The 1,755-nt window shown below is 47.6% G+C and carries 3 protein-coding genes and 1 pseudogene; all 4 read right to left on the bottom strand.

The genetic code is table 11. From position 1 onward, the window contains the following. Positions 1–197 (bottom strand): annotated as a pseudogene (locus B5E53_RS18510) (appr-1-p processing); the annotation flags it as partial. A gap of 20 nt (positions 198–217) precedes the next feature. Next, entirely contained in the window at positions 218–949 is a 732-nt protein-coding gene (locus B5E53_RS18505) for a YodL domain-containing protein (RefSeq protein WP_087317600.1), read from the bottom strand. A 66-nt stretch (positions 950–1,015) separates the two neighbouring features. Then, positions 1,016–1,462: an LPD11 domain-containing protein gene (locus B5E53_RS18500; RefSeq protein ID WP_087317598.1), complete on the bottom strand. Its 447-nt coding sequence runs from the start codon at positions 1,460–1,462 to the stop codon at positions 1,016–1,018. 15 nt (positions 1,463–1,477) lie between these two features. Continuing rightward, positions 1,478–1,755: NADAR family protein (locus tag B5E53_RS18495; protein ID WP_140401540.1), on the bottom strand; the 278-nt coding region annotated here is incomplete at its 5' end.

Here is a 1,755-nt window from a genome sequence, read left to right as displayed (position 1 = left end):
ATCAAAGAGCAGGATCCTAGAAGTTCCTCTTTATTCTTCCTGCAAATCTGCTGGTATGTCCGATACTGTTCTGCTGTCAAAATACGATGCCGGATCTGCCTGGCTACGCCTGCCCCCATAACACCCTGGCAGTTGACCTGGTGGGCGATAATGGCAGCATCAGAACGAAGCAGATCCCCTTTCCTTTCTTTGATCATAGATTTTCCTCCATTTGTTCTTAAAGATATTCATAGGTTACATTTTGGCTCTGGCACCATTCCTCCACCAGATTCAGGTTTAGCGGGCTGTGTATTGGGTGCTTGGAGATCCAAACCGAAGGTTTAGGGCTGTGATACCATAAATCTTCCGAAGCCGGCCCTTGCGTATCCTCGAACAGAAGGACGACAGGACGTTCCAGAAAATCTCGCTGCCGTGCAGATAACCCTTCCTTCTCCCGGTAACGGAGCCGATAGCCGAGCTGGCATTGACTGTATTTGCAGCGTTGGAGCTGGACCTGGATACAGGGATGAATGGAAATTCCCCCGTTATCCATATAGGCCAGATAACCGGGCTTGGACCGATTGACCTGCTCAAAAGGGATATTGTCATGGTTCTGAACTGGCAGCATGGCGTTTTCCTTCTGAAATGCTATTTGAGAAAAACCAAATGTATCACAGAAATAGAAACGGCTTTCTCCCGGTGAGTGCTGTATTTCCAGAATGTCAGAGACTGACATGGAATGTCCGGTGAAACCGATCTTTTCCAGATAGCGGGCATCCGCTTCATCTTTGCGGTTGAATGTCCGGTAGATTTCTTCCAGTGTGGCGACTTCCGTTTCTCCGCAGAATACGGATTCATAAATTTCTGCAGGCGGTGATGGATACCCGGCTTTTTGAAAATAGGAAAGGGGCATAAACATCAGCCTGTCCTGATCCAATTCCGGGATGATCTGATAGATCGTAATTCTCATAAGGTATTGTCCTCCTTTGCAAAAGAAGGACCTCCCTGGCAGGAAGATCCTTCGTAATCATTATGGTTATTCGTTACACAATTCTTTTTCATAGTTCAGGAGCTGCTCCCAGGTCAGCCATTCCGGTTTCCCGTCAGCAGGAAGCTCCTTCCACAATTCTTTCATACGGTCAATATGATGCTGCGGATCACTTTCGGATAAGATGGTAACGCTCCGGTTCCCGTAGCCGAGAAAATATTCGCAGTCACGCTGCATCCGGCTTAACATCATATACTGGAACTCATACGGGGATCTTCGGAACGGTTCTGACTCAAAGGTATATTCCTGCTGGATGTGGGATACTGGCTCCCCATCCAGGTCATTCCTCGTAGTAGAATACAAGTCCGGGGTTTCGGATTTCCCCAGGTTAAGGTCTTTCCAGAACTGTCCGTACTGATCCTCATAAGTTGGACAAGAAAAATCATCTATGCCGATGAATTTCAGCGTCAAGACCGTCTGTTTCTTTTCTTCCATAGTTCATTCACCTCGTTATGCAATCTCATTTTCCATTCCCATGCTCCATTTCAGCTTTTCACGCACGTCCATCAGGATAAGCCCTAACTGGTTTTCCCCGTGGCCGTTGACTTTGCCCCAGAAGTAATCGCCCCAGGTATTGCCTTCTATGAGAAGGCTGTTTCCTGTGGCAAGCAGGGCATCCCGCAGCTTTGGGTTCTGCATGAATTTACACATACAGATTTCATACATCAGGGAAATCTTTACCTTATCCCAGTCCGGGCGCAGCGTGAGGTTCTTTCCACGCTTTTTGG

The organism is Eubacterium sp. An11 (assembly GCF_002161065.1).
Classification (GTDB): domain Bacteria; phylum Bacillota; class Clostridia; order Lachnospirales; family Lachnospiraceae; genus Anaerobutyricum; species Anaerobutyricum faecale.
This window is presented reverse-complemented; position numbering and strand designations above follow the sequence as displayed.

Bases quoted from the DNA above. Each gene is read 5' to 3' on its own strand.
- B5E53_RS18500 (WP_087317598.1), bottom strand. From the start codon at position 1,462: ATGGAAGAAAAGAAACAGACGGTCTTGACGCTGAAATTCATCGGCATA.
- B5E53_RS18505 (WP_087317600.1), bottom strand. From the start codon at position 949: ATGAGAATTACGATCTATCAGATCATCCCGGAATTGGATCAGGACAGG.